This is a genomic window from Streptomyces sp. NBC_01525, assembly GCF_045040405.1.
Classification (GTDB): domain Bacteria; phylum Actinomycetota; class Actinomycetes; order Streptomycetales; family Streptomycetaceae; genus Streptomyces; species Streptomyces benahoarensis.
The window spans coordinates 3576020-3599619 of sequence record NZ_CP109397.1; the positions used below are offsets into that span (position 1 = coordinate 3576020).

Consider the following 23600-nt stretch of genomic DNA (forward strand, 5'->3'; position numbering starts at 1 on the left):
ACCGCGCGGTTGATGTTGGAGGAGAAGGCTTCGCAGATCACTCGCAGGTATCTGCCGATGCAGATTGAAGAAGCGGAGAGTGCACTCGCACTGGAGCTGTCGGACTGGCGGCGGCTGGATGTGGAATGGCCTATAGAGATCAAAGCCCGCCTTGTCCTCCGGTTGAGCAGTGAGGCTGCAGCTCGTGCCCAGGCGTACGAAGACGCCATGCGTGAACAGCAGCTCCGCCACGACCTATACGAGGCCCGTGTGGCATATATGCGGGACAAGGTGCTAGGTGACGCCGATACAGCACGTGCCTGGTGGCTCGAACACCACCGCGAAGTGCACCAACCGATCGTGTGGGATGAGTTCAACACAAACATCTTGCCGTTCGTCGGCAGAGCCGAGGACGCGCAGACCAACGCCATGCGCACCGCCCACGTCCTGGCCCAAGTAGTCGAAAGACTGGAGGACGACCCGGCTCGTCACAAGCTGTTCGTTGCCACCGCGCGACTCTTGATGAAGGAGATGGACTGGCCGGACTTGGCGGAGGGGCTCACACTGGCGGAGCAACGGGAATTCCAGCCGGAGCAGTCAGCCACGAAATCCACGCAGTGACTGAGTCGGCCCCTCGATCCTCGGTGTCGTCAGCATCTACTGGCCGATGTGGTTCTTGGGTACACCCTCAACCGGGTCTAGTGAGTAGACCACGGCAGCTGGGCTTGCGCTCTACTGGTGAACCGGTGGGTTAAGTCGTAGGTGGGGTGGCCCGCCACGGTTCACGAAGCTACGGGCCCTTGGGGCAGACAGGGTCACGGCAGCCTCTCCGCATCCACCCGCGAGAACATCAATTCACTCTCCTCCACGACCGGCCCCCGCCAACGAACCGGCGCCTGGGCGCCCTGGCGCAGCGTCGCCGGGTAACTCCCCGCCGCGTACTCATTGGCCACCCGGTACACATGGAAGCCCCGGCTCGTGAAGGTCTCCAGAAGCTCCTCCACCGAGAAGCCCAGTTCGGCCATTCGCTGCGGGGTGACCTCGACGGCCAGCTCGGCATCGGGGCGTAGACGGTCCAGAACGGGCTCCAGGCCACGGACCACCGCGCCCTCTGCCCCCTCGACGTCGATCTTGATGATGCGGGCGCGGGCTATCTCGTCCGGTGTCAGCACATCCGGGAGCGGCCGGGCCCGCGCCTCGAACGTGGACTCCGCCTTCCCCGCGTACGGCACGATGCTGTTCGCCCCCATGTTGTGCGAGCTGGCGAGCGTGAACGTCAGGGTCTCCTCGCGGTCGGAAACTGCGGCGTTGACGGCGCGCAGGTTGTCGCAGCGATTGGCCGCGGCGTTCGCCGCCAGGAGCTTGTGGAACGTCGGCGACGCTTCGATGGCCACCACCTTGCCGCTTTCGCCGACGAGGTGAGAGGCGAGCAGGCTGTAGTAGCCGATGTTGGCGCCGACGTCCACGAAGGTGTCGCCGGGCTTCAGTCGACTGGCGAGCCACCCGGTGAGGTTCGGCTCCCAGGTGCCGAAGAGGTAGAGGTAGCGCTGGATGAGGTCCTGGGTGTCCGTCGTGATGGTGGCGCCGAAGCGGGTGCGGGTGTGGCGCTTCACCGGGTGGTCGCGCAGTTCGGCGTTGAGGAAGCCGTCGAGTATCGCGGTCTTGCCGAGGGGGCCCGGCGCGTAGCGGACGTACCAACGGGCGAGGTCTCGTTTGATCCGCGGGCGTGCGGCGGTCATCCCAACTCCCATACGTCAGACAGGGCATGGCGTTCCGGACTTACACGCGATCGATGGGGATCTCGTAGACGATCTCGCTGTGTGCGGCGGGGATGACGATGTCGGCGGTCTCCGCCGGACGCCCGTCTTCCGCCATGTAGGTCCGCTGGATGTGCGTGACCAGGGAGTTCTTGGTGATGCCGAGGAGGTGGGCTTCGTGGGCGGTGGCCTTCCGCGGCTCCGGCTGTTCGACCACGTGCGTGATCACGACGCCGATCTCCGCCATCCGCTCGACGACGCCCCGGCCGGCATGCGGCCCGCCCTCGGGCAGGACGACGATGGTGCCGCCGGTGATGCTGTACGGCTCCCAACTCGTCGAGAGCTGCACCGGCTTCCCGTCTGCCAGGAACTCGTACTCCGTACGCACGCACGGATCACCTTCGCCGATGCCGAGCCGGGCGGCGATGCCCGCGGGCGCCGGAACCTTCGCCTCGGTGCGGTGCTCCCAGGTGCCGCGCTTCCCGACGCCCGCCATGTCGGCGCGGAAGGGCGAGCCGCCGCGCTGATCGCGGCACCACGACCGGACCATGCGGAGGCGTTCACGCGGCTCCGCGACGTACGTGCCTGATCCGGCGCGGCCTTCGAGCAGGCCCTGTGCGATCAGCAGTTCCTGCGCGCGGCGTACGACGTTCTCGCCGACCTGGTAGTCGGCGCCGATCTCGGAGCGGGACGGCAGCCGGTCCCCGGGCGACCACTCGCCGGTGGTGATGCGCTGCCGGAGGCGGTCGGCGACGACGAGGTAAGGCGGCTGCTCAGGCATATAGCAAATCTAGTCCACTAGCCTTAAGCTAGTTCACTAACTTCACTCTGAGTATCACGCTACGACGGAGGGGTCGTGCCTGCACCTGCTTCCCGAGCGCAGGACATCGCGGCGCGGCTCAGGGCGGCTGCGTACGAACCGTGGATGAACCGTCGCAACGGCCGCATCCGCATCGAGGTCAGCGTGCCGGAAGCCCCGTCCGAGGCGAGCTGGCGCGCGCTGCTCGCGGCCCTGGAGCGCGCCGACCGCTTCGGGATCGGCAGCGGCGAGGACGGACTCATCGCGTGGGCCGTCATCTGGCGGGCGCCGCCGCCCGCCGAGCCGGGAGAACGGCGGTCGCGGTGAACGAGTGTCGGAACGGACGGAGAGGGGGCCAGCCCTTGCGGTCGAGTGAGGAAGGCATGGCGGAGGGGATGGCGGTGAGCACGGATGACTAAGCGATACGAGGAGATCGCGGCGGATCTGCGCCGACGGGTCCGGAGCGGCGAATTCGGTGTCGAAGGCCGCCTGCCCTCGGAGAGCATGCTCGTCCGCACGTACAAGGCGGGGACGCCGACCGTGCGCCACGCGCTCGGGCTTCTCGTGGGCGAGGGGCTGATCGTGAAGTACCACGGGCGCGGGACCTTCGTGCGTACGGACGTGCCGCTGATCGAGTACGCCAACGATCGGCCGTCGCAGCCCGCACTGCGGGAGCGTGCCCGTGGGCGTGGTCATGGACGTCCCGGGCTCGATGCGGATCTCAAGGTCTCCGTCACCAGCGGGGAGGTGACGGCGTCGCCGGAGATCGCGCACCTGATGGGCGTGGAGGCGGGGACGCGGCTCCTGGAGTTCGTTCACCTCGGTCAGCGTCCGCAGGACGAGTATCCGTGCAGCGTCGTGCGGTCCTACCTGCGGTACGACATGGTCGCGGGGACGCCGTGGGTGCCCGCGCTGACTCTTGCCGGCGAGGCACCGTGGGGCGACGTCTGCCAGCACTGGCTCGCGGCCGTCAGCGTCGAGCTGGACCACGTGGAGGAGCGGCTCACAGCCAGGCCGCCCACGGCGGACGAGGCCGCCGAACTCGGGGTCGGCCCCGGCACCTCTGTCCTGGAGATTCAGCGGGTTGCCCGGGACGCCGAAGGGCGCGCGGTGGAGGTCGCCCACATGCTGATGCGCGGCGACCGCATCGCTGCGGTGTACACGACGCCCATGCCAGAGGCTTCCGCCCGTCGCTGACGAACGCTCCCGCCTGCTGTGGCCGTACCGAACCCGGTGCGGCCACAGCGCGGTTCCGCCGCCTACTTGTCGAAGTCGAGATCCAGCATCCGGATCGCGTTGCCTCGGAGCAGCTTGTAGACGATGTCCGGTGGGAGGTCGCCCACGTGCTCCTCGGCGACTCGCTTGGTGTGCGGCCAGGTGGAGTCGACGTGCGGGTAATCCGTCTCGAAGGTCGCGTTGTCCACGCCCACGGTCTCGATCGACGCGACGCCGTGCTTGTCGCGGAAGAAGCAGCAGAATATCTGCCGGTAGTAGTACGTGGACGGCGGGTGCGGGATGAGGTCGCGGACGCCGCCCCAGGCGCGGTGCTCCTCCCAGACGTCGTCGGCGCGCTCCAGGGCGTACGGAACCCAGCCCATCTGGCCTTCGGCGTACGCGAGTTTGAGCTTCGGAAAGCGGACCAGGACACCGCTGAAGAGGAAGTCCATCATCGACGCCATGGCGTTGTTGAAACTGAGCGACGCCTCCACCGCCGGTGGCGCGTCCGGGGACGCGGCGGGCATCTGCGACGACGAGCCGATGTGCATGCAGACGGCGGTTCCGGTCTCCTCGCAGGCGGCGAAGAACGGGTCCCAGTAGCCGGTGTGGATCGACGGCAGCCCCAGGTAGGTCGGGATCTCGCTGAACGTCACGGCTCGTACGCCGCGGGCGGCGTTCCGGCGGATCTCGGCGACGGCCAGGTCCACGTCCCACAGGGGGATGAGGCAGAGCGGGACGAGCCGCCCGCCGCTGTCCCCGCACCACTCCTCCACCATCCAGTCGTTGTACGCCCGGACGCACGCGAGCCCCACTTCGAGGTCGTCGGCCTCGGCGAAGGTCTGGCCGCAGAAGCGCGGGAAGGTCGGGAAGCAGAGCGACGCCTCGACGTGGTTGAGGTCCATGTCCGCCAGCCGCGCCTTCGGATCCCAGCAGCCCTTGCGCATCTGCTCCCGGGTGATGCCGTCCAGCGTCATCTCGTCGCGGGAGAAGCCGACGGCGGCGATGATCCGCTTGTACGGGAAGAGGTTCCCCTCGTACTCCCACCAGTCGGTCAGCTGGCCGTTGGGGTCTGTGGTGAACCGGTACTTGCTCGCGACGCGCTCCAGGCCGCCGATGCCCGCGGTGAGCGGCTTCGGTCCGCGGTCCCGGTACTTCGCCGGCAGCCAGGTCTCGAAGAGGTGCGCGGGCTCGATGACGTGGTCGTCGACGCTGATGATCTTCGGAATCTCGGTCGTGCCGCTTGTCTCGCTGGTCATGAAGCCCTCCCGAAGGTGCCGGACACCTAAATCTGACGAGGCGTCAGCTGGAGGGTATAGAGCCGCCCTTCAAGCAACAAGGCGATGCCGGACTTTCCCTCGTCGGCGTGAGTGCGCGCCCGAAGGTGTGGCGAACCTTCCATTCTCCACCTAAGCTAGTTAACTAGATTTACGTTAGGTCATCGCGCCTGGTGAATCCGTGCGCCTGCGTGCGTGAAAGGGCCTGGTGAGCCCGTTCTTCCTCGCCACGGGCCCCGCCGTGAGGCGCTCCGTACGCCGGAAACAACTGCCCCTCCCGCGATCGGTCCGGGGGCATTTCCAACCTGAGAAAGCAGGTCGTCATGGCACACCGCATCGCCCGCTACCTCGTCCCGCCCCTGCGCCGACTGCTGCCGGCCCGGGGGCGCCACCGACAGGCGCAGGGGAGTCGACCGACCTCTTGCACCGCCCAGAAACGGCGCACGCTCCTCGTCTGCCCGCCGCCCCGCCACGAGGCCGGGCACCTCCGTGACATCGACCTCGTCCGCCCATACGTCCTCGCCCACGAGCAGCGACAGACGGAGAACGGCCACAGGGCGGCACGCTCCGCAGTGGTCGGCCTCCCGCACTCCTCCGGCAAGGGGGTGCGCGCATGACCCGGACGCCGATGCCTCGCCTGCTCCCCTGGACGGGGGAGAACGGCCAGCCGTGTCACCTGAGCGCGGACGATGACGCCAGCTTCATGTGGCGCCTGGCGGACGACACGGAAGCCGTGCAGCTCGGCATGGCCGCCGGGGCCGTCGAGCACGCCCATGAGGTGCTCAGCGTGGAACAGGCGTCACGGGAAGAGCTTCACTACCTGGCGGGCTGCCTGGTCGAAGCCCTGACGAACGTCCTCCGGATCGCCGACAGCCGAGGGCAGCGCCTGGGTTGGCCGACGCCGGCCGGAGAAGGCGAGGCCGGCGGCGAGGAGGGAGAGGGGCCGACGCTCCCGGCTGACGCCTTCGGCTGAGCGGCTGCCGGGCCTGGCGCCCTGATCCGTCGGTGAGGACCGGCGGATCGTGCGGCCAGCGCTCCAAACCGCCAGCTCAACCCGGGAAAGCCCGGCTCGCGTACGAGGCTGTACGCGAGCCGGGCTTCCGCGCGTTCGGGGGCGCCATGATGTCGCCTCGATTCGGCCACGGACGGAAGGCGGCGAAGCCCGGACCTTAAGATGACCGCCAAGTCATCAACATGAGTCTCGGCTCGGGGGAGCGCATGGCTGCCGGCGAACAACTGGTCACGATCGGCGCGGTATTGCTCGGCGCACTCACGTCGTACGTGGGCAACTACCTCGCGGAACGGAACCGCACACGGTACGAGCTGCTGACCCGCTGGGACGACCGGAAGCTGTCCGCATACGAGGGCTACGTGGACCGCATGCGGGCCGTCATCTTCCTGGCCGTCCAGATCTACGAGGACAGAGAAGGCATCCGCCCGGCGGAGAAGCCCCAGCAGGAGCTGCTCGCCGAGCACGCGGAAGCGTCGCGTCTGCGTGGCCGGTCCTTCGAGCGCATCATGCTCCTGGGCGCCGACGATGTCATGGAGGCAGCCCATGACCTGAACGCCATCGCCCTGGAGATCGACTGGCAGGCGACGGGCAAGATCACCGGCACCCTGGAGGAGTGGCGGGACCGGCATCGCGCCGTGTTCCGGGCGATCAATACCTTCCATGATGCGGCGCGCACGGATCTGGGGGTGCAGGGCAGCACCTCCGGCGAGAAGCATCCGGAGCGGGATCTGTTGCTGCCGCCGGCGCGGTCGTCGGCGGATGGCTCGTAGGCCGTGTACTCGCCATCCGCGCTTGGAGACCAGGCACACAGGCAATCAGTTGCTGAGTAACAATTTTTTCTACGAGTTCAAGGCAGCTCACTCCGCTCACCGCGTACGGCCCGGCCACCGCACGGGCCCGCGCTCCTGTATCCGCCCCGCTCCAGCCCAGCCGGCGGCCGGGCCGCGCGCACAGCAATCAGCTGCCTGACGTCAGAGAAAAATCACGGCACCACATCGGGCACTAACGGGCAGGTCTACAAGCCTGCCCGATTCGCGGTTCAGAGTATGGGGCCATGATCACTCGCCCCAAAGCCGCTACATCGACCTCGCACGCGATGCGGAATCAGGAACCCCAAAGTCGCCCAGAAAGCAGCCGATGAAGCTCCTTCGGTGATACAGGAAGGTTTGAATCGCCTCTACGCATAGGGATGCTGAAAAACTCCCCAAAGTGCTTTCCGGAAACAGTCTCGCCATGCACAATAAACGGCTTGAGCTGGGAAGCCTGAGGAGGGATGTAGACAGATATCAATTCACCGTCGCGCAATCGAATCAAATCGATCGATAGCCCCGACACTGCCGGGTAAATCGAACGATCGGCAACATCGCGTGCGGCCTGTGCAAGCTTCGCCGGAGAGGTCGAGAGGCGAGGATTCTTATCGAGTGGTGCCAGCTTAGCGAAGACTTCCACCCCTCCTTCTAGCTTTCTCGTTTTGACGCCAATGAGAAGGATCCCGCCGTCGGCCGAATTTGCAAACTGGGCCACATCTTTCGCGAACTCCACTTTTGCTGAATTCTCGCTAAGGTCTAGAGATTCTTTGGCATCAAAACAATCCCCCTCTCGAAGCTCGCCCGTCAGAATCTCGATCAAGTCATGCCTAACGGCGTGCAGAATTTCCGCCGGAGTGAACGATGCCGGCCAGGAGGGGGTGCGTGCCGCTAGGCCCAACTCGTCTGCGGCATCCATCACTTCCCGCAGCGTGCCCTCCTCTATCCATACACCCAAGATATTCCAGTGATGCGAGTACGAGTCTTCATGTTCGGAAAAATCGACTACCCTTATGCCATACTTCAAGCAAATAATTTCCGTGCGTCGCCTCATCTCGCCTTCGCCGACCGAGGGGTGCACGACGACGATAAAGTCAACCGATGTTGGATAGTTCTCGTATTGGGTGAGGCATGGGTTCCCGCCGCTTTTGCGCAGCCCAAAGAAGAGGCAGATGGCGTCGGCATGCAGGGGGCGCCAGGCGTCGAGACCTCGAACGTCCACGAATTCAGCGGCTTGAAATTCGAATGCGGGGCCTATCGCCGCAATCAGGTCGCTAAATCTCGTCCCGACTGGAATCTGCTCGCCGGTGGGTTTCAGTGAGACCTCAAGCCCAGGCTTGCTTCCTGCGGCGATAATGTCGAGGAATTCGCTTTCATTAATGAATAATTTTCCGCGATAATTCTGAAGTTCGACGCGCATCTCCATGGCCATGCAGGCATGATCTCAGACTTCGCGGTCGCATGGGCAACAGTTTTCACGCCCTAGGCCCGACGTTGGTGAACAAACAGTTTTGGAAGCGCATCTGCGATGCGGGGGCGGGAGCCATGACCATCCATCCTGCCAACGTGGGCGGCCTCTTCTTCGACTACCTCCATGGTGGCAACGGAGGCGGCATTGCCTCCCGCGCGCTGAGCTTCCTGGAGGAACTGACGCAGCCTGAGCGCACTGCCGTAGCAGGCTCATCGACTCAGTGAGCACATGGCGCGTTGCGCTGGCCGGACGGCGACAGTTCGAAACGTCGCAGGACCGCGAGCGATGCTTCGAAGCATGGCGCCGCGCCTGACCATCTGACACACCCCAAAACGCAGTACAGCAGCGAAGTACCGCAACCGGCGTGGCCGTAAGCAACTGCCTTCGCCCTTTGAAGGCCAGGTGGCCGGGCCGAACAACCTCAGCAACCCGCTCGCCCGTAGACAGCAACGAGGGGCCGTCTGACATCAAGGACAGTGGACGACCGTGGGGTGGATCGGGGTGTCCCAGGCTTGCGAGACACGCTCACGCCCCTGTGGACCACCTGTGGACCAGCGGCGGTGTTCAGCCATGGACGGTCAGCAGTTCTGGCAGGTCAACGGCCAGATTGATGCGCGCGGCCGCCTTCTCTTGAAAACTGTCGTGAGGTGATCCCTCACCGTGGGTTCAAATCCCACAGCCTCCGCAGAGGTCAGCGAAGTCGCTGGTCGGAAGGGGCACCCGAGTGGATCGGGTGCCCCTTTTGCGTTGGGGGTGTCTCAGTTTTGATCGCCCGTATCTGGGGGGTGATCAGGGGGTGTGGCCAACCTGTGGCCAGGGTGGGGGACTGCGGTGCTGCGGGTTGGGGGCCGGGCCGCGCTCAGACGGTGAGCCGAGAACCATGAACTAGGTGCTGCACGGCGAGCAGTCGAGGTCAGAACAGTGCCTCCGGCGGGGATCGGCCGACACCGGGATGGAGAGGGCGCCGCTGCCAGCTGCGCGTCTGCAGGTGGCGTGCGTGGCGGGCTGGGTGAGTGGTGGCAGCCGCCAGCAGACCCAATCATCGGGCTGCGCTTGTAGTGATCGCTTACGGCCCCCGCAGCGCGATTCGGGCTGTATGCTCCGCCAAATGTGTGCTTCAACTCCCAGCTCAAGAAGGCATGTTGGTGGGGATGGATCTCGCAGAGACAGGCGCCAACGCTCCGTTCGCACTGCCTCCGTGGCGACGCGAGGCACTCTAAGGATGCGGCGGAGGATGGGCCGGGGAGGGCGCCGCTTGCCGCCCGATAACGCCCAGGGCAGGGACTGGGCGGTAATCTCCATTAATCTTTTACCCGGCCTTGCGGCAGTGATTGCACTCGTATTTACCTGGCAAACGGTAAATCAAGCGAATGCAGATCTACGCCTCTCGGAAGAAGGTCAGATTACCGACCGCTACAACTCTGCCGTGACGAATCTTGGCTCTAAAACCGAAACATTACGCCTGGGTGGCGTGTACGCACTGCAGCGAATAATGCAAGACTCCACACGCGACCAGCCAGCCATCGTGAATCTACTCTCTTCGTTCGTTCGCACGAGGGCGCCGATCGACCAAGAGAAGACCAAGATTCCGGACGACCTGTCCATTCCGGTGAGTGACGAAAAGAAGTCAGGCCACCACCTTCGATTGGAAGCGGATATTCAGGCGGCCATTGAAGTCCTTACTTCCCGGGACGCAGCCCGAGATAAGAGTGCAGTGGTTGACCTTCGTTCCAGTGACCTTCGGGGCGCCGATCTAAGCGATCGAGACCTTAAGGGGTTCCTGTTTACTGGCTCGGACCTGCGTTACTCCCACCTTGCCAGAGCCAATCTTCGTGAAGCAAATCTAGTGAAAGCTCGCCTCGATAAGGCGGAAATGCTTGACGCAGATTTAAGGAAGTCCACCCTCCAAGGGGCAAGCTTTCGGGGAGCCGAGCTATCAACGGCGGATCTGAGTGGCTCGCTCATCGGGGGGGCAGATTTTTCTAACGCCAACCTGTTTGGGGTTCGTCTCATCAAAGCCGCACCGGGACCTTTCCCCATGTCGGAGATCGCCCCGATTTTCTCTTCCGCCAGCATGATTAAAGCAGACTTGTCGGGACTCAAGGGGAGTGGGGTATGGAAGGACAGCATCCTGCTGGATGCTAAATTCGTGAGTGCAGATCTATCAGGGTCCGACATGACCGGAGCTTGCCTAACTAGGGCGAACCTATCCAAGGCAGAATTGAGTTACGTTACTTTCACTAATGTGAGAGCTGCGGGGGCAACGTTCTCAGACGCGCATCACGCGCACGCCAAAGATTATCCGACCCAAACGGATCCTCTTCCTGCGGGGCGTACCCCGTGTTGAACTTCCTGGCGTTCTCGGAGATTTAACCGTATGGACTCTAGGGACCTAAAAGTGCAGACAGCTGTCGAATGGGCTGGGAAGTCATCGGACCCGGGAGGCTCAGTCATCGCTGCCGTCCGCGGGAGCGACTATCGACCTCGACTGGCAGGCGACAGGCAAGATCACCGGAACCTTGGAGGAGCGGCGCGACCGACATCGCGCCGTCTTCCGGGCGATCATGCGGCCTAGTTATATACCGAGCAGTAATGAAACTCTCCGTGCTGGCCGAAAGTTGCTGTGTATCGAGGCAACGTCTCAAGGGTCGGCGAGCGGCGCGGACTCGCCACATCGCGGCAGCAGATAGCCCACCCAGGGCGAGGGGCTTGCGGCCAACCTCTGGCCAAGAACGACATGCCGGCGGACCTTGTCGGCGCTCCGCGCCTGGTAAGAGCTCGTTTCGTCGTGGGGAGCGCAGCGCTCTTGAAAACTGTCGTGAGGTGATCCCTCACCGTGGGTTCAAATCCCACAGCCTCCGCGGTTCAGCAGAGCGAGAAGGCCCCTGACCGGGGAGATCCCGGTCGGGGGCTTTCGTCGTTCCCGCTCGCTGTCAGATGGCGATCTCGCGGGTGGTTGGGGCAGGTGCGCCCGGGGTGGTTTCGGGTGACGTTCACGGACGGGGCGTCGGTTGGTGCCGGGTGACGTTCACGGCCCGCGGATCCGATATGATCATGGTGCAACTTCGCCCCCGGGAACGGCGGGTGGAGCGTGCGTCTGTGGTCCAAGGAAAGATGCCCACCAACCGGTGGGAGATGCAGGTGCAAGGCCTGCCGGGCGCTCTGAAGAAGAAGGTCCCCTCCTCGTATGAGGAGGGGACCTTCTTCGTTGTGTGTCTCGACGGCAAGGTCTGGGAGGCAGCCCTACGGTGCGAGAACTTCCGGGGCGGACCGTGCGGTTCGGCCGCATGGTTCGGTCATGGATTCCTGTTCCCCGTGGTGCGGGAGGGGTTCCGGAGAAGTCCGGGCCCCTCCTCGGCTGTTGGGCGCGCTCTGTGCTGTGAGCGCTGACGCGGCCCGTGTGGACGAGGCGTGGACGGAGCCCGTCAGCCCGTCGACGCGGAGGCTTCCGGCCGTGCCATGAATCCCCGTTCCACCAGGGGTGGCAAGCCATGCCGGTCCCGGGTCTCCTCGTCGAAGTCGTCAAGGAAATCGTGCAGGACCTCGGACAGGTGAGGCAGGGAGTCGACTGCGAACAGCACCTGTTGGTAGCCCGCCACCTGGTACGGGAGGCGGACGAGGTCCGGGAGGTGGAAGGGGCGGATGTCGGCTTGGGGGAAGCGGGCCAGTTCGCCGTAGGAGGAGAGGAGGGCGGCGCCGTACGCCTTCGGGCGGCCGTGTTCCCAGGCGAGGCCGTATTCGAGGGTGAACCAGTAGACGCGGCTGATCAGGTCCAGGGCGCCGGCTGATCGCACTCGGGCGGCGGCGCGGCCGACGGTGCGGTAGAGGTCGGCGAACCAGGGGGCGGAGAGGCGGATGCCGTGGCCGAAGACGTCGTGGAGGATGTCGGGTTCCGGTGTGTAGAGCGGCATCGCGGGGTGGCGGACGTACTGGACGGCGTGGAAGTAGCCGTCCGCCATGGTGCCCAGGAATCGTTTGTTCGGGACGGTTCCGCCGGCGAGGGTGAAGCGGAAGCCCGTCAGTGGTTCCAGGCGGTCCGAGACCTCTTCGTGCTGCGGGATGCGGTCGGCGGGGATCGGTGCCGTCTCGCGTGCCTGGAGCACCGCCTGGCACACGCGTCCTTGTTGTGCCTCGGTGAGGGCGGCGTGCACGGTGCGCCAGGCGGCCTGCTCGGCGTCGTCGTACGCGATCGGGGGTGAGGGGGCGCCGACGCGGTGGCTCTTGGCCGCGGCCACGATCGCGTTGCGGCGGCTGACGTAGGCACGATCGGCGAACGAGGGGTGGTCCTCGGCGCGTCCGAGACGCGAACCGTTCGGGTCCAGTGGGGTCTGGCTCAACCAATCGATCACAGGGGGCATCCTCCCCGGCCGGTGGGGCCGGGCAAAGGATTCGGTGCCGTGTGCAGCCCGGGGCGGGGGCGCCGGGCGTGCCGGGTGCGGGGCCGCCCCTGCCGGGTGCGTGGCTGGATCGCTCTCTTGTCGGTGGTCGGTGGGCCTGTCACACAGGTCGGAGGTGGGCGACAGGGGAGGGGGCTCTGCATGTCTGGGGTGGGTGGCGGTCGGGGTGCGCCGTCGAAGTGGGCGGTGGAAAGGTTCGGGCGCCATGCGGGGCGGCTCGCGGCGGTGGTTCCGGAGGCGTTGGCCAGGGCCCATGCGCGGGCGCATGCGGCTCACCTCAAGGCGAGGGTGAAAAAGCGCAGCCCTTACGGCAGCACCCTGGCTGAGGCTGTGCGCGAGAACCTGACGGATGCGGCGCTGGAAGTTGGCGAGGCCGTGCGCGATGTACGGGGTTACGAGTACGCCGTGGTCAACGAGTGCCTGCTCTTCCCCTACAAGTACGCCAACCGCTCCCGCCCGCTCGCCCGTGCCCGGCTGGCCGCCGACGCCTCCCCGACGCGCCGACGCCTGCTGCTGGCCCACGGGCCGCAGCCGGATGGCGAGCTGTTCCCCCTCGGCGAGGAGCAGAAGCCTGAGAAGTACGAGGAACTGCACGAGACCTTTGAGGAGCTGGGGGCCGCCACGAGGTTGGTGTGTCTGTTCTTCACGGCGAATGCGGAGGATGGCATCCACGCCATTCACTGGGGGGACGCCCGCCTCGAACCCAACCGCACCTTCACCTGGCTCCATGGCGAGCAGTTGCCCGTCGCGCCTCCGTGTGTGGAGTGAGTGCGCCCCGGCCTGTGCCGTTCCGGTCCCGGTCGGTTGTCAGTGCCCCGTGCCACTCTGGATCCATGACGTTGGATGAGCTCGTGCGGCTGCGGCGGGTGCGGGATCTGGTGGACCGGGAGTACGCCGAGCCGCTGGACGTACCGGCCCTGGCGCGGGTGGCGTTGATGTCGGCGGGGCATTTCTCGCGGAGTTTCCGGGCCGCCTTCGGGGAGACGCCGTACGGGTATGTCATGACCCGGCGGATCGAGCGGGCGAAGGCGCTGTTGCGGCGGGGGGATCTGTCGGTGACGGAGGTCTGTTTCGCGGTCGGGTGCACGTCGCTCGGGTCGTTCAGCTCGCGCTTCACGGAGCTGGTGGGGGAGAGCCCGAGCGCCTACCGGGCCCGTAGCCATGAGGCGGGGGCCGCGGTACCGCCGTGCATCGCGAAGATATTTACGCGGCCGACCCGGCCGGTGCGGTCGGTCAGGAGGGATGCCGGAAAGGCCGCGGCCGCCGGTGCGGGAGCCGCTGCCGCCGCCCGGACCGGATCCGCCGATGCCGATGCCGATGCCGGAGCCGCTGCTGCCGGGCCCGCTGCCCGCCCCGAAGGCCCCGGAACCCGGAACCCCCGCCCCCGCTCCCCGTAATCCGGCCCCCGCGGCCCCGAAGGAACCCGTCACGAATGGAGAAGCGGATCCGGGCGCCGGACCGTAGCGTCGGGCGCATGGACATCACGCTTTCGCAGTGCTTCATCGCCGTGGACGATCACGACCGGGCGCTCGCCTTCTACCGGGATGTGCTGGGGCTGGAGGTGCGGAACGATGTCGGGTTCGAGGGGATGCGGTGGGTGACCGTCGGGTCGCCGTCGCAGCCGGGGGTGAACATCGTCCTCGAACCGCCGCTCGCCGATCCGAACGCGTCGCCCGCCGACCGGCAGGCCATGGCGGAGCTGCTGGCCAAGGGGCTGCTGCGCGGGGTCATCTTCGCGACCGACGACTGCGACGCCACCTTCGAGCGGATCCGTGCCGCGGGCGGCGAGGTGCTCCAGGAGCCGGTCGACCAGCCGTACGGCGTCCGGGACTGCGCCTTCCGGGACCCGGCCGGGAACATGCTGCGCTTCACCCAGGCGCGGTCGTAGCCCCGGAGCGCTCGCGTCCGTACCGGATTCGCCCGTACCCGCCCTCGCACCCGTACCCGTACCCGTACCGAGGAGGGCCCGGCCCGCCCGTCCCCCCGCCCCGCCCGTCCCCCCGCCCCTCCCGGACACCCCGCCCCTCCCGGACACCTCGCCCACCTCACAGACGGAGAACAGCAGCATGAGTACCAGCACGGACGCCAGGGCCGATGGGCAGGCGCGCGCCCCGCACATCGCCGACAGCCACGAGATGATCCGGGTGCACGGTGCGCGCGTGAACAATCTCCAGGGCGTCGACATCGAGATTCCCAAGCGGCGGCTCACGGTGTTCACCGGGGTGTCCGGGTCGGGGAAGAGTTCGCTGGTGTTCGACACGATCGCGGCGGAGTCGCAGCGGCTGATCAACGAGACGTACAGCGCGTTCCTTCAGGGCTTCATGCCGAGTCCGGCGCGGCCCGAGGTCGATGTGCTGGACGGGCTGACCACCGTGATCAGCGTCGACCAGCAGCGGATGGGCGCCGATCCGCGGTCCACGGTCGGCACCGTCACCGACGCCAACGCGATGCTGCGGATCCTCTTCAGCCGGTTGGGGAAGCCGTACGCCGGGCCGCCCGGGGCGTTCGCGTTCAATGTGCCGTCGGTGTCGGCGGCGGGCGCGATCACGGTGGGGAACGGCAAGAAGGAGAAGGTCACCTTCCACAAGGTGGGCGGGATGTGTCCGGGCTGCGAGGGGCGCGGCACGGTCTCCGACCTCGATCCGGCGCAGCTCTACGACGACACCAAGTCGGTCAACGAGGGGGCGTTCACCATCCCCGGCTACACGGGCGGCGGCTGGAACTCGCGCCTGTACGCGGAGTCGGGCTTCTTCGACCCGGACAAGCCGATCCGGGAGTTCACCGAGAGGGAACTGCACGATCTGCTGCACCGCGAGCCGACCCGGATGAAGATCGCGGGGATCAACATGACCTACGAGGGTCTGGTCCCGCGCATCCGGAAGTCGATGCTGGCGAAGGACAAGGAGGCGATGCAGTCGCATGTGAGGGCGTTCGTGGAGCGGGCGGTCACCTTCACGCCGTGCCCCGAGTGCGACGGCACCCGGCTCGCCGCGCACGCCCGGTCCGCGACAATCGGGGAGGTCTCGATCGCGGACGCCTGCCGGATGGAGATCCGGGACCTGGCGGACTGGGTCCGGAACGTGCAGGAACCCTCCGTGTCCCCGCTGCTCACCGCGCTCCGGCAGACCCTCGATTCCTTCGTCGAGATCGGGCTCGGGTATCTGTCCCTGGACCGGCCCGCGGGCACGCTGTCGGGCGGTGAGGCGCAGCGCGTCAAGATGATCCGCCACCTCGGGTCGTCGCTCACCGATGTCACCTACGTCTTCGACGAGCCGACCGCGGGGCTGCATCCGCACGACATCCAAAGGATGAACGAGCTGCTGCTGCGGCTGCGCGACAAGGGCAACACGGTGCTGGTCGTCGAGCACAAGCCGGAGGTCATCGAGATCGCCGATCACGTCGTCGACCTGGGGCCCGGTGCCGGTACGGGCGGCGGCACGGTCTGTTTCGAGGGGCCGGTCGACGGGCTGCGCGGCAGCGGCACGGTCACGGGGCGCCACCTCGATGACCGCGCCGCGCTCAAGGGGGCGGTGCGCGAACCGGACGGTGTGCTGGAGATCCGCGGCGCGCAGGCCAACAACCTCCGGGACGTGGACGTCGACCTTCCGCTCGGGGTGCTCACCGTGATCACCGGCGTTGCGGGCTCCGGCAAGAGTTCACTGGTGCACGGCTCGATCCCCGAGGAGCTGGGCGTCGTCTCCGTCGACCAGAGCCCGATCCGTGGGTCGCGGCGGAGCAACCCGGCGACGTACACGGGTCTGCTCGACCCGATCCGTAAGGCGTTCGCCAAGGCCAACGGGGTCAAACCGGCGCTCTTCAGCGCCAACTCCGAGGGCGCGTGCCCGACGTGCAACGGCGCCGGGGTGATCTACACCGACCTGGCGATGATGGCCGGGGTCGCCAGCACCTGCGAGGACTGCGAGGGCCGTCGCTTCGACGCCGCGGTCCTGGAGTACCACCTCGGTGGACGGGACATCGCCGAGGTGCTGGCCATGCCGGTCGCCGAAGCCCTGGCGTTCTTCGCCGAAGGGGAGGCGCGAACTCCCGCCGCGCACAAGATCCTTGAGCGGCTGGCCGACGTCGGCCTCGGCTACCTCACCCTCGGCCAGCCGCTCACCACGCTCTCCGGCGGCGAGCGCCAGCGCCTCAAGCTGGCCACGCACATGGCGGACAAGGGCGGCGTCTACGTCCTGGACGAGCCGACGACCGGCCTGCACCTGGCGGATGTTGAGCAACTCCTCGGGCTGCTCGACCGGTTGGTCGACTCCGGCAAGTCCGTGATCGTCATCGAGCACCACCAGGCGGTCATGGCGTATGCGGACTGGATCGTCGACCTGGGGCCCGGGGCGGGGCACGACGGTGGCCGGGTGGTGTTCGAGGGGACGCCGGCCGACCTGATAGCCGCACGTTCCACCGTCACCGGTGAACATCTGGCGGCGTACGTGGGGGAGTGACGGGCACGGTGCCACGGGGCCGGTCGCGCCCGCCGGAACCGTCCCGTGGCCCCCAACCCCTCGCCGCAGGTGGGAAGTGGTACGCCGTTGAGCAGGAGGAGCGCGGGCGTCAGGTAGGGAGGGGGTCGTCGCCTCTGCCCGTGGCGAATCTGCGGCGGGCAGAGAAACGGTATCCGGGGAGCTTCCGGGGCCAAGAGTGGAGTCGACGGCGTTCCTGCCTCGACGAGGAGACCAGATGACCCCACTCACCACCCTCCCGCCCCGCGCGGAGGACGGCGACACACCGCCCAGCCGCTTCGACGACCACCTTGCGACCCAGCTGCTCGCCCAGCGGATCGTCCTCCTCGGCACCCAGGTCGACGATGTGTCGGCCAACCGGGTGTGCGCGCAGCTCCTGCTGCTGTCGGCGGACGACCCGCACACCGACATCTGCCTGTACGTCAACAGCCCCGGCGGGTCGGTCACCGCGGGCCTCGCCATCTACGACACCATGCGGCTCATCCCGAACGACGTCGCGACGCTGGCGATGGGGTTCGCCGCCAGCATGGGCCAGTTCTTGCTCACCGTGGGGGCGCCCGGCAAACGGTTCGCGCTGCCGAACGCGCGGATCATGATGCACCAGCCCTCGGCGGGCATCGGTGGCACCGCCGCGGACATCGAAATCCAGGCGGAGAACCACCAGTTCACCAAGGACACCCTCGCCCGGATCACCGCGGAGCACACCGGGCAGAGCGAGGAGACGATCGTGCGGGACAGCGACCGGGACCGCTGGTTCACGGCCGAGCAGGCCAGGGAGTACGGGATGGTCGACCGGCTGGTGGAGTCGCTCGCCGAGATCCGCCCGACCACGTCGCGCCGACGGATGGGGCTGTGACATGGGCTCGTACACCGTTCCCTACGTCATCGAGCGGACCACGCAGGGCGAGCGGTCCTCCGACGTCTTCAGCCGGCTGCTGAACGAGCGGATCATCTTCCTCGGCACCGAGATCGACGACGGGGTCGCCAATGTGGTCATCGCGCAACTCCTGCACCTGGAGTCGGCGAGCCCGGAAAGCGAGATCTCGCTCTACATCAACTCGCCCGGCGGCTCGTTCACCTCACTGATGGCGATCTACGACACGATGACGTACGTGCGGGCGCCGATCTCCACCTGTTGCGTCGGACAGGCGGCGTCGACGGCGGCGGTGCTGCTGGCCGGCGGGGATCCCGGGCGGCGGTTCGTGCTGCGGCACGCGCGGGTGCTGCTCGGCCAGCCGGCCAGTGGCGGCAGGCAGGGGACGGTCTCCGACCTCGGCCTCGTGGCCAAGGAGATGGCCCGTATCCGCGCGCAGGCGGAGGAGGTGCTGTCCCGGCACACGCATCACGACGTGGCGACGCTCCGCGCGGACATGGACCGGGACAAGGTGCTCACCGCCGAGGAGGCCGTCGCCTACGGGCTCGCCGACGAGGTGCTGAGCCGCCGGCTCGCGCTCGCCTGACCTCGCGAGGGAGGCCGACGAGCCGACCGGTACGGCGGTGGTGCGCTGCGCCCCGCCGTACCGGCCGCCGGCCCGTCAGGCGGCGAGGTCGAGGCCGTTGTGCCGCGCCGTGGGCGAGGTGCGGCCCCGGCCCACCCGGCTGCGGACATACCGGGCCAGCTCGTCCTGGGTGAGCGAGAGCAGGCCGGCGAGGTCGAGCCCGAGGGCCCGGGCGGCGGCCGCGAGCACCTCGGAGGAGGCTTCCTTGCGGCCGCGCTCCAGCTCCGACAGGTACGGCATGGAAATCCGTGCCGTCTCCGCGACCTCCTTCAACGTGCGGTTCTGGGCCAGCCGTTCGCGCCGCAGCGCATGGCCGACGAGGTCTCGCCACAGGGGGTCCGGCGACGCGGGTGGCTGTGGGGCTCCCGCCGGCCGCTGCCGGGCGGGGGCCGCCCCGCCGGAACCGGGCGGCGAGGGCCGCGGATGCAGGGGGATGACGTGGGCTTCGTTCCGCGCATGAGTGCTCACCCGTTCAGCCTAGGGATCCGGGGCGCCGGGGGAAGGGAGCGGCGTTCCGCCCTGGGTGAAGCGGTGCGGTGGCCGCGGCGGTGCTCCCGGGGACGGGCCGGAGGGCCGCGGCGGGACCGTCGGCACTGTGCTGGACGGGAGATCCTGGAGACGGTCGTGCCGCGGGCGGCGAAGTAGGCCGGGAGGGCCGCCCGACCGCGTCCGCCCGACCGCCGCATCCGGCGCGGCGGACGGTGCGCCCGCCGGCGCGGCGGTCTGAGGCCGGCGCGGCGCCCCGACGCGGTGATGCCGCTGCCCGCCGGATTCCCGGTGGACAGCAGCATCGGCCGTCGGCGAGCGATCAGCGGACCGAGAAGTAGTTGTTCCACGCCTGGACGAGGGCGTCGCGGACGGCCTGCGGGGCGTGCTGGGCGGCGGTGTTGAAGGTGCCGGTGACGCCATAGTAATAATACTGATTGTCGTTGGTCGCCATGTGATCATTGGCGGGATTGTCGACGTGCCGACTGAAATGGATGTTGGCGAATTGCACGAGGACGGTGCACACGTAGTACACCCAGTTTCCCGTGTTGTTCTCGCTGGAGTTACTGATTTTCCAGTCCGACATGGACACGGTGCGTCTCCCTTTCGCGGCCGGTGCGTGCGCGGTGTTGCCGGCGCGGGCGGAACGGCAGGTGGTCGGCCGGCCGTTCCGCCCGCGGGATGGGGATCAGACCGGGGAAAGGGAGATGTCGCCGGTCATGCTGACCGTCATGCGGTAATCCTGTGGGCTGTGCTCGACGTTGGCGAGGACGAACTCCCCGTTACCGTCGTCCCACTGGCCCTTGACCTTCCAGTCGTCGTCCCACAGGATGCAGTGCCCCCGCCCCGTCTGGACGGTGAGCGGCCTGTCCTTGTGCTGCGAGATCCAGGCGTACGCGTCGCTGTACGTCCGGGGACTCACCGACGTGCTGTCTCCGGGGTGCTCCTGGTTGACGAAGGAGACGTAGGAGTTCGACTGGTTGTCGCAGCCTCTGATTCCGGTGGTCATGCAAACCCCCCTGAGTTGGTTCGTGGGGACCAGGAAACTACCGGTGGCCGGGGGGCGGAATGGCGCGTGAGAGCTTTGGCCGAGAGTGTCGAGATGGCGTTCCCCGGCCTCTTGCGGAAATTCCCGGATCGCTGAGGGGAGGGGGCGTAAAGGTGTTTTTAGCGGAGTGTCGGCGGCAGTATTCGCCTGGGTGTTCAGCGGCATCGGAATTCTTCGTACGTGTTCGGGGAGAATGCGCCGGACGGCGGCCTCGCGGAAAGTCGGTACGGGTGGGGGTTTGCCCTGGACGGATCGGTTCCGGTGCTGTTCGGGGGCGGTACGGTGGAACGGCGGAATCGGTTCTGTGAAAGAGACCGGCGGAAGCGGTTCTGACCGGCTCGAAGACGCCGGAAGGCCGAAAGTGAGCGGTGGGGGAGTGGGCCCGGTGAGCGGTGGAAACAAGGGTGGCGGACGGCGGTCCGGCGCGGTGACCATACGGCGGGCGGCGGCCCGGGACGCCCGCCGCCTCACCCGCCTGGTGCGGAACTCGCGTGCGTACGAGGGCCCGTACGCGTCGATGGTCGCCGGGTACCGCGTCGGGCCCGACTACATCGAGACGCACCGGGTCTTCGTCGCGGAGGAACCGGGCCAGGCGGACGGGGCCGGTGGGCGGGTGCTCGGGTTCTACGCGCTGGTGCTCGATCCGCCCGAGCTGGACCTGCTGTTCGTCGCCGACGAGGCACAGGGTCTGGGCATCGGGCGGCGGCTCATCGCCCACTTGCGGGAGGAGGCCCGCCGGGCCGGTCTCGCCCGGGTGCGGGTGGTCTCCCATCCGCCCGCGGAGGGGTTCTACCGGAGCGTCGGTGCCTGGTCCGTGGGCGTGGTTCCGGCCCGGCCACCGGCGGTGCCGTGGGACCGGCCGGAGTTGGTCATCGAGGTGGCGGAGCCGACGGACGGGCAGCCGACGACCTGGGGGACGACCGCCGGGGAGCCGACCGGCGAGGTGTGAGGCGGGGGCCGGTGGCCGCGAGGGCCCGGTCCCAGGGGGCCGGTGGCCCCGGGTGGGCGCACTCTTGACACCCTCAGCGTTTCTGACGGAGAGTCAGAAACGCTGAGGGTGCAGTTCCGCGCGCCATCCGCCCCCGGCGTCCGCCGTGCCCCGCCACCGTCCGCGCCCCGAAGGGGAGGCCGTCGACGTGCATCTCGCGCCCACCGCACGCCAGCAGCAGTTGCGCGCCGAACTCCGCGCGTATTTCCGGGAGTTGATGCCGGACGGGCCGCCCGACGAGGCCACCGCACAGCGGGCCGTGCTACGGCGGATCGGCGCGGACGGCATGCTGGGTCATGGCTGGCCCCGGGAGTTCGGCGGGCAGGGGCGCGGTCCCGACGAACAGTTCGTCTTCTTCGACGAGGCGTACCGGGCGGGCGCGCCGGTCTCGATGGTCACGCTCAACACCGTCGGCCCGACCTTGATGGCGTACGGCACCGAGCGGCAGCAGGCGTACTTCCTGCCGCGCATCCTCAGCGGCGAGATCGTCTTCGCGATCGGCTACACCGAACCGGAGGCGGGCACCGACCTGGCGTCGCTGCGGACCCGCGCGGTGCGCGACGGCGGCGACTGGCGGATCGACGGGTCGAAGATCTTCACCAGCAACGCCCAGCAGGCGGACTGGATCTGGCTGGCCTGCCGCACCGACCCGGACGTGCCCAAGCACCGGGGCATCTCCCTGCTGCTGGTACCGACGGACGCGCCCGGCTTCTCCTGGACGCCGATCGAGACGGTCGGCGGGCTGACGACGACCGCGACGTACTACGACGGCGTGCGGGTCCCGGCCGACCACCTCGTCGGCGCGGAGCACACCGGCTGGCGGCTGATCACCCACCAGCTCAACCACGAACGGGTCGCGCTCGCCGCCATCGGGATGCAGGCGGAGGACGTCTACGAGGCGGCGCTCGCCCATGCCCGCACGCCCGATCCGGCGACCGGGCGGCGGCCCGCCGACCGCCCGTGGGTGCGGTCCCGGCTGGCCGAGGCGTACGCCCGGCTCTCCGCAACCCGGCTGCTGAACTGGCGGCTGGTCGGCGACGTCGGTGCCGGGACGCTCGCGCCGGGCGATGCCGCCGGGGTGAAGTTCGCCGGTACGGAGAGCGCGGTCGAGGTGTACCGGCTGTGCCAGGAGGCGGTGGGCGACGCCGCGCTGATCCGGGCCGGATCGCCCGGCGCCTTCGGGGACGGCGTGCTGGAGCGGATGAACCGCGCGGCGCAGATCAACACGTTCGGCGGCGGGGTGAGCGAGATCCAGCGGGAGCTGGTCGCGACCATGCGGCTGGGGATGCGGAGGGGGCGGCGGTGAACGGTGGGGACGAGGCGCGGGGCGCGCCGCAAACGGCGGGGACCAGCGGTGACGGCGAGCTGTACGCGCGGCTCAAGGAGTTCGAGGGGCGGCCCGCGGCGACCGGCGGGCGAGGCAAGGACCCGGTCAACGCGGCGATGATCCGGCACTGGTGCGAGGCGATGGGCGACACCCACCCCGCGTACCGGGGACCGGACGCCGTCGCCCCGCCGACGATGCTCCAGGCGTGGACGATGGGCGGCCTCTCCGGGCACGAGGGCCGGTCGGCCGCGTACGACGAACTGTTCGCGCTGCTGGACGGCGCCGGGTGCACCGCCGTCGTGGCCACCGACTGCGAGCAGGAGTATCTGCGTCCGCTGCGGCCCGGCGACGAGATCACCTTCGACGCGGTCATCGAGTCGGTGTCACCGCGGAAGTCCACCAAGCTGGGGAGCGGGCACTTCGTCACGACGCGGATGGATGTGCGTGCGGGGGGCGTTCCGGCGGGGACGCACCGGTTTCGGATTCTGAAGTACGCGCCGGGGGCGGGGGCCCGTAAGGGAGAGCCGGAGGCCCGTAAGGGAGAGCCGGAGGCCGGGCCCGGTGCCCGTAAGGGAACCCCCGAGCCCGCCCCCGCTCCCTCCCCCGCACCCCGTAAGGGATCCCCCGGGGTGACCCCCGCTCGCCCCCGCCCCGTGATCAACCGCGACAACGCCGGTTTCTGGGCGGGCGTCGCGGAGCACCGGCTACTGATCCAACGGTGCGGCGGCTGCGGACGGCTCCGGCTGCCCTGGCTGCCGGGGTGCGCCCGCTGCGGATCGCCGGAGTGGGCCACCGTCGAAGCGTCCGGTACCGGCACCGTCCACTCGTACGTCGTCCTGCACCATCCGCCGTTCCCCGCCTTCGACCCGCCGTACGCGGTCGCGCTGATCGCGCTGGCCGAAGGGGTGCGGCTGGTCGCGGGCGTCACCGGCGTCCGGTACGACGCGGTGCGGATCGGGATGCCGGTACGGCTGGAGTTTCAGCAGGTCACGGACGCGAAGGGGGCGTGGGAGCTGCCGGTGTTCCGCGCGGAGCCGGGGGCGCACGCGCCCGGGGAGGAGGGCTGA

At 68.1% G+C, this 23600-nt stretch carries 25 protein-coding genes; 17 read left to right on the forward strand and 8 right to left on the reverse strand.

Annotated features, from left to right (window positions below):
• Window positions 1-12 precede the first annotated feature (12 nt).
• Window positions 13-600 carry a hypothetical protein gene (locus tag OG422_RS16015; protein WP_405743446.1) on the forward strand — a complete coding sequence of 196 codons (588 nt, stop codon included), beginning with the start codon at window positions 13-15 and terminating at the stop codon, window positions 598-600.
• Window positions 601-794: 194 nt separating this feature from the next.
• Here OG422_RS16015 and OG422_RS16020 read toward each other — a convergent pair whose 3' ends face one another.
• Together OG422_RS16020 and OG422_RS16025 are read right to left on the reverse strand one after the other, a co-directional pair.
• On the reverse strand, window positions 795-1718 hold the full coding sequence (locus tag OG422_RS16020; protein ID WP_405743447.1) for an FkbM family methyltransferase: 924 nt from the start codon (window positions 1716-1718) through the stop codon (window positions 795-797).
• Window positions 1719-1758: 40 nt separating this feature from the next.
• Window positions 1759-2517: a GntR family transcriptional regulator gene (locus OG422_RS16025; RefSeq protein WP_405743448.1), complete on the reverse strand. Its 759-nt coding sequence runs from the start codon at window positions 2515-2517 to the stop codon at window positions 1759-1761.
• Between the two features lie 144 nt (window positions 2518-2661).
• On the opposite strand from OG422_RS16025, the gene OG422_RS16030 reads away from it, so the two are divergent.
• Both OG422_RS16030 and OG422_RS16035 read left to right on the forward strand, forming a co-directional pair.
• Window positions 2662-2862 carry a hypothetical protein gene (locus OG422_RS16030; protein ID WP_405743449.1) on the forward strand — a complete coding sequence of 67 codons (201 nt, stop codon included), beginning with the start codon at window positions 2662-2664 and terminating at the stop codon, window positions 2860-2862.
• An 84-nt stretch (window positions 2863-2946) separates the two neighbouring features.
• Window positions 2947-3732 carry a GntR family transcriptional regulator gene (locus tag OG422_RS16035; protein ID WP_405743450.1) on the forward strand — a complete coding sequence of 262 codons (786 nt, stop codon included), beginning with the start codon at window positions 2947-2949 and terminating at the stop codon, window positions 3730-3732.
• Window positions 3733-3794: 62 nt separating this feature from the next.
• On the opposite strand, the gene OG422_RS16040 is transcribed toward OG422_RS16035, so the two are convergent.
• Window positions 3795-5009 (reverse strand): amidohydrolase family protein, encoded by a 1215-nt coding sequence (locus tag OG422_RS16040; RefSeq protein WP_405743451.1) that lies wholly within the window; start codon window positions 5007-5009, stop codon window positions 3795-3797.
• Window positions 5010-5350: 341 nt separating this feature from the next.
• Between OG422_RS16040 and OG422_RS16045 the strand changes: the two genes are divergently transcribed.
• The 3 genes from OG422_RS16045 to OG422_RS16055 all read left to right on the forward strand — a co-directional run bounded on the left by OG422_RS16045 (window position 5351) and on the right by OG422_RS16055 (window position 6809).
• Window positions 5351-5644, forward strand: coding sequence for a hypothetical protein (locus tag OG422_RS16045; protein WP_405743452.1), 294 nt, complete (start codon window positions 5351-5353; stop codon window positions 5642-5644).
• The gene (locus OG422_RS16050) at window positions 5641-6000 is read left to right on the forward strand and encodes a hypothetical protein (protein ID WP_405743453.1); all 360 of its coding nucleotides are present in this window, start codon (window positions 5641-5643) and stop codon (window positions 5998-6000) included. Before OG422_RS16045 ends, OG422_RS16050 begins: the two co-directional genes overlap by 4 nt.
• A 245-nt stretch (window positions 6001-6245) precedes the next feature.
• Window positions 6246-6809, forward strand: coding sequence for a hypothetical protein (locus OG422_RS16055; RefSeq protein WP_405743454.1), 564 nt, complete (start codon window positions 6246-6248; stop codon window positions 6807-6809).
• 334 nt (window positions 6810-7143) lie between these two features.
• Here the strand turns inward: OG422_RS16055 and OG422_RS16060 are convergent, their stop codons facing one another.
• Complete coding sequence (locus OG422_RS16060) at window positions 7144-8277, reverse strand: helix-turn-helix domain-containing protein (RefSeq protein ID WP_405743455.1); 1134 nt, start codon at window positions 8275-8277, stop codon at window positions 7144-7146.
• Window positions 8278-8306: 29 nt separating this feature from the next.
• Between OG422_RS16060 and OG422_RS16065 the strand changes: the two genes are divergently transcribed.
• On the forward strand, window positions 8307-8540 hold the full coding sequence (locus OG422_RS16065) for a hypothetical protein (protein ID WP_405743456.1): 234 nt from the start codon (window positions 8307-8309) through the stop codon (window positions 8538-8540).
• A 1031-nt stretch (window positions 8541-9571) separates the two neighbouring features.
• The gene (locus tag OG422_RS16070) at window positions 9572-10663 is read left to right on the forward strand and encodes a pentapeptide repeat-containing protein (protein ID WP_405743457.1); all 1092 of its coding nucleotides are present in this window, start codon (window positions 9572-9574) and stop codon (window positions 10661-10663) included.
• A 1078-nt stretch (window positions 10664-11741) separates the two neighbouring features.
• Here the strand turns inward: OG422_RS16070 and OG422_RS16075 are convergent.
• Window positions 11742-12653, reverse strand: coding sequence for a phenylalanine 4-monooxygenase (locus OG422_RS16075; RefSeq protein WP_405743458.1), 912 nt, complete (start codon window positions 12651-12653; stop codon window positions 11742-11744).
• 201 nt (window positions 12654-12854) lie between these two features.
• On the opposite strand from OG422_RS16075, the gene OG422_RS16080 reads away from it, so the two are divergent.
• The 6 genes from OG422_RS16080 to OG422_RS16105 all read left to right on the forward strand — a co-directional run bounded on the left by OG422_RS16080 (window position 12855) and on the right by OG422_RS16105 (window position 18645).
• Window positions 12855-13481: a hypothetical protein gene (locus OG422_RS16080; protein ID WP_405743459.1), complete on the forward strand. Its 627-nt coding sequence runs from the start codon at window positions 12855-12857 to the stop codon at window positions 13479-13481.
• 65 nt (window positions 13482-13546) lie between these two features.
• A complete protein-coding gene (locus OG422_RS16085) occupies window positions 13547-14110 on the forward strand; it encodes a helix-turn-helix transcriptional regulator (RefSeq protein ID WP_405743460.1) in 564 nt (187 codons plus the stop codon).
• 77 nt (window positions 14111-14187) lie between these two features.
• Window positions 14188-14601 (forward strand): VOC family protein, encoded by a 414-nt coding sequence (locus OG422_RS16090; RefSeq protein WP_030288615.1) that lies wholly within the window; start codon window positions 14188-14190, stop codon window positions 14599-14601.
• 178 nt (window positions 14602-14779) lie between these two features.
• Window positions 14780-17167: an ATP-binding cassette domain-containing protein gene (locus OG422_RS16095; protein WP_405743461.1), complete on the forward strand. Its 2388-nt coding sequence runs from the start codon at window positions 14780-14782 to the stop codon at window positions 17165-17167.
• A 235-nt stretch (window positions 17168-17402) separates the two neighbouring features.
• A complete protein-coding gene (locus tag OG422_RS16100) occupies window positions 17403-18041 on the forward strand; it encodes a ClpP family protease (protein WP_143943567.1) in 639 nt (212 codons plus the stop codon).
• A gap of 1 nt (window position 18042) precedes the next feature.
• A complete protein-coding gene (locus OG422_RS16105; RefSeq protein ID WP_405743462.1) occupies window positions 18043-18645 on the forward strand; it encodes a ClpP family protease in 603 nt (200 codons plus the stop codon).
• 75 nt (window positions 18646-18720) lie between these two features.
• Here OG422_RS16105 and OG422_RS16110 read toward each other — a convergent pair whose 3' ends face one another.
• The 3 genes from OG422_RS16110 to OG422_RS16120 form a co-directional block, all read right to left on the reverse strand.
• The gene (locus OG422_RS16110; RefSeq protein WP_405743463.1) at window positions 18721-19152 is read right to left on the reverse strand and encodes a helix-turn-helix domain-containing protein; all 432 of its coding nucleotides are present in this window, start codon (window positions 19150-19152) and stop codon (window positions 18721-18723) included.
• Between the two features lie 340 nt (window positions 19153-19492).
• The gene (locus OG422_RS16115) at window positions 19493-19762 is read right to left on the reverse strand and encodes a hypothetical protein (RefSeq protein ID WP_405743464.1); all 270 of its coding nucleotides are present in this window, start codon (window positions 19760-19762) and stop codon (window positions 19493-19495) included.
• 96 nt (window positions 19763-19858) lie between these two features.
• Window positions 19859-20179: a hypothetical protein gene (locus OG422_RS16120; RefSeq protein WP_143943571.1), complete on the reverse strand. Its 321-nt coding sequence runs from the start codon at window positions 20177-20179 to the stop codon at window positions 19859-19861.
• A 424-nt stretch (window positions 20180-20603) separates the two neighbouring features.
• Here OG422_RS16120 and OG422_RS16125 point away from each other — a divergent pair, with 424 nt between their 5' ends.
• The 3 genes from OG422_RS16125 to OG422_RS16135 all read left to right on the forward strand — a co-directional run bounded on the left by OG422_RS16125 (window position 20604) and on the right by OG422_RS16135 (window position 23600).
• Entirely contained in the window at window positions 20604-21167 is a 564-nt protein-coding gene (locus OG422_RS16125) for a GNAT family N-acetyltransferase (RefSeq protein ID WP_405743465.1), read from the forward strand.
• A 187-nt stretch (window positions 21168-21354) separates the two neighbouring features.
• Window positions 21355-22512 carry an acyl-CoA dehydrogenase family protein gene (locus OG422_RS16130; protein ID WP_405743466.1) on the forward strand — a complete coding sequence of 386 codons (1158 nt, stop codon included), beginning with the start codon at window positions 21355-21357 and terminating at the stop codon, window positions 22510-22512.
• Window positions 22509-23600: a bifunctional MaoC family dehydratase N-terminal/OB-fold nucleic acid binding domain-containing protein gene (locus OG422_RS16135; protein WP_405743467.1), complete on the forward strand. Its 1092-nt coding sequence runs from the start codon at window positions 22509-22511 to the stop codon at window positions 23598-23600. The genes OG422_RS16130 and OG422_RS16135 overlap by 4 nt, the downstream gene beginning before the upstream one ends.

Coding starts and splice junctions, on each gene's coding strand:
- OG422_RS16020 (WP_405743447.1), bottom strand. CDS start 1,718: ATGACCGCCGCACGCCCGCGGATCAAACGAGACCTCGCCCGTTGGTAC.
- OG422_RS16055 (WP_405743454.1), top strand. CDS start 6,246: ATGGCTGCCGGCGAACAACTGGTCACGATCGGCGCGGTATTGCTCGGC.
- OG422_RS16060 (WP_405743455.1), bottom strand. CDS start 8,277: ATGGCCATGGAGATGCGCGTCGAACTTCAGAATTATCGCGGAAAATTA.
- OG422_RS16015 (WP_405743446.1), top strand. CDS start 13: ATGTTGGAGGAGAAGGCTTCGCAGATCACTCGCAGGTATCTGCCGATG.
- OG422_RS16100 (WP_143943567.1), top strand. CDS start 17,403: ATGACCCCACTCACCACCCTCCCGCCCCGCGCGGAGGACGGCGACACA.
- OG422_RS16065 (WP_405743456.1), top strand. CDS start 8,307: ATGGGCAACAGTTTTCACGCCCTAGGCCCGACGTTGGTGAACAAACAG.
- OG422_RS16095 (WP_405743461.1), top strand. CDS start 14,780: ATGAGTACCAGCACGGACGCCAGGGCCGATGGGCAGGCGCGCGCCCCG.
- OG422_RS16090 (WP_030288615.1), top strand. CDS start 14,188: ATGGACATCACGCTTTCGCAGTGCTTCATCGCCGTGGACGATCACGAC.
- OG422_RS16045 (WP_405743452.1), top strand. CDS start 5,351: ATGGCACACCGCATCGCCCGCTACCTCGTCCCGCCCCTGCGCCGACTG.
- OG422_RS16120 (WP_143943571.1), bottom strand. CDS start 20,179: ATGACCACCGGAATCAGAGGCTGCGACAACCAGTCGAACTCCTACGTC.
- OG422_RS16040 (WP_405743451.1), bottom strand. CDS start 5,009: ATGACCAGCGAGACAAGCGGCACGACCGAGATTCCGAAGATCATCAGC.
- OG422_RS16025 (WP_405743448.1), bottom strand. CDS start 2,517: ATGCCTGAGCAGCCGCCTTACCTCGTCGTCGCCGACCGCCTCCGGCAG.
- OG422_RS16105 (WP_405743462.1), top strand. CDS start 18,043: ATGGGCTCGTACACCGTTCCCTACGTCATCGAGCGGACCACGCAGGGC.
- OG422_RS16085 (WP_405743460.1), top strand. CDS start 13,547: ATGACGTTGGATGAGCTCGTGCGGCTGCGGCGGGTGCGGGATCTGGTG.
- OG422_RS16080 (WP_405743459.1), top strand. CDS start 12,855: ATGTCTGGGGTGGGTGGCGGTCGGGGTGCGCCGTCGAAGTGGGCGGTG.
- OG422_RS16050 (WP_405743453.1), top strand. CDS start 5,641: ATGACCCGGACGCCGATGCCTCGCCTGCTCCCCTGGACGGGGGAGAAC.
- OG422_RS16035 (WP_405743450.1), top strand. CDS start 2,947: ATGACTAAGCGATACGAGGAGATCGCGGCGGATCTGCGCCGACGGGTC.
- OG422_RS16030 (WP_405743449.1), top strand. CDS start 2,662: ATGAACCGTCGCAACGGCCGCATCCGCATCGAGGTCAGCGTGCCGGAA.